Annotated in this window: 7 protein-coding genes; 6 read left to right on the forward strand and 1 reads right to left on the reverse strand. The window is 60.4% G+C overall.

The window, feature by feature from the left end; all coding sequences use genetic code 11:
* Positions 1–81 precede the first annotated feature (81 nt).
* The 5 genes from rplO to MU848_RS12550 all read left to right on the forward strand — a co-directional run bounded on the left by rplO (position 82) and on the right by MU848_RS12550 (position 4,608).
* Positions 82–606, forward strand: coding sequence for a 50S ribosomal protein L15 (gene rplO / locus MU848_RS12530; protein WP_247232574.1), 525 nt, complete (start codon positions 82–84; stop codon positions 604–606).
* Positions 607–824: 218 nt separating this feature from the next.
* Entirely contained in the window at positions 825–2,189 is a 1,365-nt protein-coding gene (gene secY, locus MU848_RS12535; RefSeq protein WP_201515253.1) for a preprotein translocase subunit SecY, read from the forward strand.
* A gap of 42 nt (positions 2,190–2,231) precedes the next feature.
* Positions 2,232–2,882: an adenylate kinase gene (locus MU848_RS12540; protein ID WP_097090713.1), complete on the forward strand. Its 651-nt coding sequence runs from the start codon at positions 2,232–2,234 to the stop codon at positions 2,880–2,882.
* Positions 2,883–2,926: 44 nt separating this feature from the next.
* Positions 2,927–3,466, forward strand: coding sequence for an SRPBCC family protein (locus tag MU848_RS12545; RefSeq protein ID WP_247232582.1), 540 nt, complete (start codon positions 2,927–2,929; stop codon positions 3,464–3,466).
* A gap of 101 nt (positions 3,467–3,567) precedes the next feature.
* Positions 3,568–4,608: an acyltransferase family protein gene (locus MU848_RS12550; RefSeq protein ID WP_247232590.1), complete on the forward strand. Its 1,041-nt coding sequence runs from the start codon at positions 3,568–3,570 to the stop codon at positions 4,606–4,608.
* A gap of 94 nt (positions 4,609–4,702) precedes the next feature.
* Here the strand turns inward: MU848_RS12550 and MU848_RS12555 are convergent, their stop codons facing one another.
* The gene (locus MU848_RS12555; protein ID WP_176502157.1) at positions 4,703–5,515 is read right to left on the reverse strand and encodes a CsgG/HfaB family protein; all 813 of its coding nucleotides are present in this window, start codon (positions 5,513–5,515) and stop codon (positions 4,703–4,705) included.
* A gap of 166 nt (positions 5,516–5,681) precedes the next feature.
* On the opposite strand from MU848_RS12555, the gene lepA reads away from it, so the two are divergent.
* Entirely contained in the window at positions 5,682–7,487 is a 1,806-nt protein-coding gene (gene lepA / locus MU848_RS12560) for a translation elongation factor 4 (RefSeq protein WP_097090715.1), read from the forward strand.
* Positions 7,488–7,547 lie beyond the last annotated feature (60 nt).

The following is a 7,547-nucleotide window of genomic DNA, read 5'->3' on the forward strand; positions in this document are numbered from 1 at the left end:
CGTCCCTAAGTATCCTTGCCTCTCCCGCCTGCGGGAGGGGCATCATCTTTTCAGCGCGAACATAGCGAAAGCGAGTGCACAATGACGAAGCTCAACGAACTCAATGACAATGCCGGCGCCCGCAAGGGCCGGATGCGCGTCGGCCGTGGTATCGGCTCCGGCAAGGGCAAGACCGCCGGTCGCGGCCAGAAGGGCGCGAAGGCGCGGTCGGGCGTCAGCATCAACGGCTTTGAGGGTGGCCAGATGCCGCTCCACATGCGTCTGCCGAAGCGCGGCTTCAACAACATCTTCGCCAAGGATTACGCGATCGTGAACCTGGGCGCTCTGCAGAAGGCAATCGACGCGGGCAAGCTCGACGCCAATGCTATGATCGACCATGCAGCGCTCAAGGGCGCTGCGCTGGCGCGGGGGGGCAAGGACGGTGTCCGTCTGCTCGCCAAGGGCGAACTGACGGCCAAGGTCAACCTGCTCGTTGCAGGCGCATCGAAGGGCGCTGTCGAAGCGGTCAAGAAGGTGGGCGGCAAGGTCGAAGTGATCGCCGTCGTTCCGGCTGCCGAAAAGGCCGCTGCCAAGAAGGGTAGCGCCAAGGCCGCCAAGAAGGCTTGAGCCAGGCCGCAAGGCTTGCAAGCATGGCCCCGCTGCCCGATATGGGTAGGCGGGGCCTTGTATTTGGGATCAAAAAGACCCTCATTGTCGGCTCCGATAGAATTCAGAATGAACGGTGTGAATTTCCGAGTTCGACAGCGTGCGATCACCCCGCTAAGGGGTTAGCGATTCCGCTCCGGGTATCTCAATCCGGCAAGATGTTTTGAAGGGCAGCCAAGATGGCATCGAGAGCCGACCAGCTCGCATCCAATCTCAGCCTGGCGAAGTTCAGCCAGGCGACCGACCTCAAGAAGCGCTTATGGTTCACGCTGGGCGCGCTGATCGTGTTCCGCTTTCTGAGCTTCGTTCCGTTGCCAGGAGTCGATCCCACCGCGCTCTCGCAGCTTTATGCGCAGACCAATGGCGGTGTCCTGGACATCTTCAACACCTTCTCTGGCGGGTCGCTTTCGCGCATGAGCCTGATTGCGCTCGGCGTCATGCCCTATATCACCGCCTCGATCGTGGTGCAGCTCGCGGCCAGCCTCTCGCCCCAACTCGCGGCGATCAAGAAGGAAGGCGAGAGCGGGCGTAAGAAGCTCAACCAATATACCCGTTACGGCACCGTCGGTCTGACCGCCGTGCAGGGCTATTTCATCGCTGTAGGCCTCGAAAGCTTTGGGGCGCAGTCGGGCGTTCAGGCGGTGGTCGATCCTGGCTTCCTGTTCCGGATCGCGGCGGTCGTTTCGCTGATCGGCGGAACGATGTTCCTGATGTGGCTGGGTGAGCAGATCACGTCGCGCGGCATCGGCAACGGCGTTTCGCTTATCATCATGGCCGGCATCGTCGCCCAGCTTCCGGTAACGCTGAGCAATTTGTTCAAGTCAGGCAGCGAAGGGTCGATTTCCGGCCTGCTGATCGTGATGGTCATCGCTCTGGCCGTAGGCCTGATCCTGCTGATCTGCTTCATGGAGCGTGCGCAGCGCCGGGTGTTGATTCAATATCCCAAGCGCCAGACGCGTCAGGGTTTGATGCAGGCTGACCGGAGCCATCTGCCGCTCAAGGTCAATACCGCAGGCGTGATCCCGCCGATCTTTGCCAGCTCGCTGTTGCTGATGCCGCTCACCATCTCGCAGTTCGCGGGCAATACCGTTGCTGGCGAGAGCAGACTCGGCGATTTCGTGCTGACGCTGAACCAATATCTGTCACACGGCAGCCCGGTCTACATGGCGTTGTACGGCCTCGGCATCGTGTTCTTCTGCTTCTTCTACACGGCGGTTGTGTTCAATCCGGAAGAGACTGCCGACAATCTCAAGCGCAACGGCGGGTTCATCCCCGGCATCCGTCCAGGCAAGAACACGGAAAATTATCTGGACTATGTGCTGACCCGGATCACGGTCATCGGTGCGGCTTACCTGGCTATCATCTGCCTGGTGCCGGAATTTGCCATCGCGCGGGCGGGTATCCCCTTTTATCTGGGCGGAACTAGCCTGCTAATTGTGGTGAACGTCACCGTCGATACCGTGACCCAGATCCAGAGCCACTTGCTGGCCCATCAATATGGGGATCTGATCAAGAAGGCCAAGCTGAAGGGACGGCTCCGTTAAAGGCGCATCAGCGCCAGCGCGAGAACAGGGGAGTATGCGCACATGAATATCATTCTGCTGGGCCCTCCGGGAGCAGGTAAGGGCACGCAGGCGAGCCGTTTGGTCGAAGATCGCGGCATGGTGCAGTTGTCGACGGGCGACATGCTGCGCGCAGCGGTCAAGGCTCAGACGCCGGTTGGCCTGAAAGCCAAGGCGGTAATGGAAGCGGGCGAACTCGTGTCTGACGAAATCGTCTCCGGCATCATCGGGGAAGCGTTGGATGGGCTCGCTACCGGCACGGGCGTGATCTTCGATGGTTATCCGCGTACCGAAGCGCAGGCGCATTCGCTTGACTCCATCCTTGCTGACCGCAGCCGTACGCTTGCTCATGTCATCGAACTTGATGTTGATGAGGACGCTCTGGTCGAGCGCATCACAGGCCGGTTTACCTGCGCGAGCTGTGGCGAAGGCTATCATGACAGCTTCAAGCAACCCAAAGTCGAGAATGAATGCGATAAATGCCACGGGCATGAGTTCAAGCGCCGCCCGGACGACAATGAAGAGACTGTCCGCACCCGCATGGCGGAATATCGCGCCAAAACCGCTCCTATTCTCCCTATCTATGAGGCGCGGGGCATCGTGTCTCGAGTCGACGGCATGGCCGACATGGACGATGTGACCGCGGCGATCGCGGCCATATTGGATCGGCCCTGAGCTTGCGCTAGTTTCTCCCGTCGGTCATCGACGGGGGAAAGAGGATGCGAGCTTGTATCCGGGCTGTCTTCATTACGGCTCTCGCTGCCGGAACGGTCGCGCAAGCCGAAGTCAAATCGGTCAATGATGCCGGCTTCTCGATCGCCAGCAACGTCCGCATCGATCGGGATGCCCGGTCGGTCTACTCGCTGATCGTCAAGCCTGCGCGGTGGTGGAGCAGCGAGCACAGCTCTAGCGGTGATGCCGCTAACCTCAGCATGGATCCGCGAGCAGGTGGATGCTTTTGTGAGCGCCTGCCGGGAGCAAACGGCAACGCTGGTAGTGTCGAGCATGCACGTCTGATCTTGGCCGAGCCCTACAAGCGGGTGAGATTGTCCGGGGCTCTAGGGCCTTTGCAAGCCGATGCCGTCATCGGCACGCTTGAACTCACGATCATGCCATCCGATCGCGGTGTGGAGGTGACCATGAGCTATATAGCAGCAGGCTATATGCGGATAGATTCGAAGCAGATGGCGCCAGCGGTAGACAAGGTCTTGACTGAGCAACTCATGCGATTGAAGCGCGTCGCGGAGCAGGGGGGCTGACGCCAGCCCACGAACACATACCGCCTTGGCCCTATCCCCCACGGTAAATTGTTCTTCCCATCTTAACCGATTGATTGCTGTTTTATTGCTAATATGTCCGGGTGACTGGTTTGCCTCCCCGCGCCCGCTTGGTGGAACTGGATGCCCTGCGGGGCATCGGGGCGCTATGCGTCCTCGTTTTCCACTATTCGACCCGTTTCCACGAGTTGTTCCCCCAAGCGGCCCATGTGCCATTCAGCTTCCCGGGCGGCAATTATCGAGTCCTTCTATTCTTCACCATTTCTGGCTTCGCGATCTTCTTCACGCTCGACCGTATTCGAAGCGTCGCTGATTTCATGGTCAACCGCGTCGCGCGGCTCTATCCCGCTTATCTCATCGCGATGCTGCTTACCTTGTCGATTGAATATCTGGCGAAAGCCACCCAGTTGCTGGTTGGGCCCGGCGCGATCGTCGCCAACATCACGATGCTGCAAGGTTTCGCCTTCCTTCCCGAAGTGGACGGCGCCTATTGGACGCTGACGGTCGAAATCGCCTTCTATTTCTGCATGATATCCATCTGGAAATGGGCCGGGTTGAAAAGGCTGGAACCTGTACTCGCGCTGTGGCTCGCGGTCCGCGCGATCTATGGTTTTTGGCCGGACATGCCGGAGCGGATCATCATGCTCTTCGTGCTGCGCAACCTTCCCTTCTTCGTCATAGGGATGCTGTCCTATCGAGTCTGGTCCGGACAGCGGCATTGGCGCGAGCAGGCGCCCTACGCGATGATCACCCTGCTCTCTGTCGCCATGATGGAGACGTGGGACGTCACGATCATGGCCTGCGTCTTGCTGGCAGGCTTTGCCGCGCTCATTCAAGGTCGCCTGCGATGGATTGCGGCACGTCCGCTGCTTTGGATGGGAGGCATCAGCTATTCCTTCTACCTCATTCACCAGCATGTCGGCTTCGTCGTGATGCTGAAAATGACGGAGCAAGGCTATAGCCCCTGGCTCGCCTTCTTTTCCGCTTTCCTTGTCGCGCTGATCTTAGGCGCGGGGATCAACAGGCTGGTGGAGCGTCCCGCGGGCGAGGCGATATTGTCGTGGTGGCGGCGGCGGCGCGAAAGAAGGTTGGTGCAGCCGGAAGTCTCGTCCCGGCCGATTTGATAGCGGTGTCTGTTCTGACAACGGCAGCGATGCTGAGCCAAGAAGAGCAGAACAGGGGCTCGGCGACGCTTCGCCAAGCCCCTGCATTGAAGCCTTACTGTGCGCGCGGAGCAGCGGCTGCCGCGTTAGCGGGCAGGCCGCCCATCTGCGTGACGAGCTTGGTATAGGCATCGAGATAGGCGAGCACGATCACCTGGCCAATTTCGGTATTCTGGTAGCCGCTGGCACCGGCGGCCGCAAAGCCGCCCCACCACCCGGCACCGCCGCCGCCGCCAAAGCCGATGTCGGTCTTGCGCGCATAGCCTTCGGTCAGCGCCTCTTCTTCCGTCGTGCGGGCGTTCACGATGGAAAGCGTGACGTTCGCTTCCTTCTTCTTGATGTTGAGGCCTCCGGCAAGTGCGCCGAACGTGCCGCCCATCAGGCCGCCAAGTGCAGCGCCGAAGCCGCCACCGCCAGAATTGCGGTTGGACGATACGATATCAGGCTCCAGATAATAGTCGGCCGCCTTGACCTGGCCCCGGCCCAGGTTCGATCCGGCCTGCAATTCGCCGGAGTCCGCCATGGCGCGTTCCATCGCCCGGCTCTGCATGGCGCGGCCGCGATTGACGATGCCGAAACAGCCGGACTGCTGGATCAATACCTTGAGCACCGCTTCCGGGCTGCCCAGGTTCAGTTCGCGCCACCACTGGTTGTCGGGCTCGACGATCGCGACGGTGCCAAGGCGGCGGGTGCAGCGGGGAATCTCCTGCTGAGCGCGTTCCTGCGCCCTGCGGCCCGAAGACGCGCCCTTGGTGGTGCCATCCTTATAGGTCTTGCCGGAAGAACTCATATTCGTCTGCGCCATCGCAGACATCGGCGTCGCAAGCATCGATGCTGCCGCGACGACCGCGGAAACCGTCTTGAACATTGCCCCAAATCCCCTTTTCGAGCGGTTAATTACGGAATTTCTTATGTGGTACGACCCGCTTAAAGCTCGCGTCACTTACCATAGCTCGCGGCCTTTTCCTACTGATGGCCTGGCTGTTTCTAAGCTCTGCTGACAGGCCCGCAAATGGCTGCTATCGGCGCGGGCCATGACCGACCTTTCGCATATCCGCAACTTCTCGATCATCGCCCATATCGACCATGGCAAGTCGACCCTGGCCGATCGCCTGATCCAGCGCACCGGCGGCCTGACCGACCGCGAGATGAGCGCGCAGGTGCTCGACAATATGGATATCGAAAAGGAACGGGGCATCACCATCAAGGCGCAGACGGTGCGTCTCGATTATGTCGCGAAAAATGGTGAGACCTATGAGCTCAACCTCATGGACACGCCGGGGCATGTCGACTTTGCCTATGAGGTGAGCCGGTCGCTTGCCGCCTGCGAGGGCGCGCTGCTGGTGGTGGACGCGGCGCAGGGCGTGGAAGCGCAGACGCTGGCCAACGTCTATCAGTCGATCGAACACGACCATGAGATCGTGCCGGTGTTGAACAAGATCGACCTGCCCGCCGCCGAACCGGAGAAAGTGCGCGCGGAAATCGAGGAGGTCATCGGCCTGGACGCGTCCGAAGCGGTGCTGGCGAGTGCCAAGTCGGGCATCGGCATCGACGACATCCTTGAAGCGATCGTTGCGAAAATCCCGCCGCCCAAGGGCGATCGCAACGCGCCGCTGGAAGCGATGCTGGTCGATAGCTGGTACGACCCTTATCTGGGCGTCGTCATCCTGGTGCGCGTCGTCAATGGCGTCATCAAGAAGGGGCAGCAGATCAAGTTCATGATCGGCGAGACCGAGCATCTGATCGATCGCGTCGGTTGCATGCGGCCCAAGATCGAGCAGCTGCCGGAACTCGGCCCGGGTGAGATCGGCTTCATCACCGCGCAGATCAAGGACATAAGCCAGACCCGCGTCGGCGATACCATCACTACGGTGAAGAACCCGGCCGCCAATCCGCTGCCGGGCTTCAAGGAAGTGCAGCCGGTCGTGTTCTGCGGCTTGTTTCCCGTCGATGCGAACGATTTTGAAAAGCTGCGCGACTCGATTTCCAAGCTCCGGCTCAATGATGCGTCCTTCTCCTTCGAGATGGAGACGTCGGCGGCGCTCGGCTTCGGCTTCCGCTGCGGCTTCCTGGGGCTGCTGCATCTGGAGATCATCCAGGAGCGGCTGACCCGCGAATATGATCTCGACCTTATCACCACCGCGCCGTCGGTGGTCTATGAGATGCATATGAAGGACGGGACCGTGCGCCATTTGCACAACCCGGCCGACATGCCAGACCCCAATCATATCGAGATGATCGAGGAGCCCTGGATCGAGGCGGTGATCTACTGCCCCGATGAATATCTGGGATCGATCCTGAAGCTGTGTCAGGATCGGCGCGGGATTCAGAAGAACCTGACCTATGTCGGTGGGCGGGCGCAGGTGACCTATGAACTGCCGCTCAACGAAGTGGTGTTCGACTTCTACGACCGGCTGAAGTCGATCAGCCGGGGCTATGCCAGTTTCGACTATCACCAGATCGGCACGCGGGAGGGCGACCTGGTCAAGATGAGCATCCTCGTCAACAACGAGCCGGTCGACGCGCTGTCGATGATCGTTCACCGCTCGGCGGCCGAGGCGCGTGGGCGGCATATGTGCGAGCGGCTGAAGGACCTGATCCCTCGCCACCTGTTCAAGATCCCGATCCAGGCGGCGATCGGCGGCAAGGTGATTGCCCGTGAGACGATCGCGGCGATGCGCAAGGATGTCACCGCGAAATGCTATGGCGGCGACATCACGCGCAAGAAGAAGCTGCTGGAGAAGCAGAAAGAGGGGAAGAAGCGGATGCGCGAATATGGATCGGTGCAGATCCCGCAGGAAGCCTTCATCGCGGCGCTGCGGATGGGGGATGAGAGCTAGAGTATCCGTGATGATCAAGCTGGAGATTGCGTCCAGCATCGATCGGCTTTGAGCAGGGCG

Origin of the sequence: Sphingobium agri, assembly GCF_023051225.1 — a bacterium.
GTDB classification, from domain to species: Bacteria; Pseudomonadota; Alphaproteobacteria; order Sphingomonadales; family Sphingomonadaceae; genus Sphingobium; species Sphingobium agri.

Bases quoted from the DNA above. Each gene is read 5' to 3' on its own strand.
- MU848_RS12555 (WP_176502157.1), bottom strand. From the start codon at position 5,515: ATGTTCAAGACGGTTTCCGCGGTCGTCGCGGCAGCATCGATGCTTGCG.
- MU848_RS12545 (WP_247232582.1), top strand. From the start codon at position 2,927: ATGCGAGCTTGTATCCGGGCTGTCTTCATTACGGCTCTCGCTGCCGGA.
- rplO (WP_247232574.1), top strand. From the start codon at position 82: ATGACGAAGCTCAACGAACTCAATGACAATGCCGGCGCCCGCAAGGGC.
- lepA (WP_097090715.1), top strand. From the start codon at position 5,682: ATGACCGACCTTTCGCATATCCGCAACTTCTCGATCATCGCCCATATC.
- secY (WP_201515253.1), top strand. From the start codon at position 825: ATGGCATCGAGAGCCGACCAGCTCGCATCCAATCTCAGCCTGGCGAAG.
- MU848_RS12540 (WP_097090713.1), top strand. From the start codon at position 2,232: ATGAATATCATTCTGCTGGGCCCTCCGGGAGCAGGTAAGGGCACGCAG.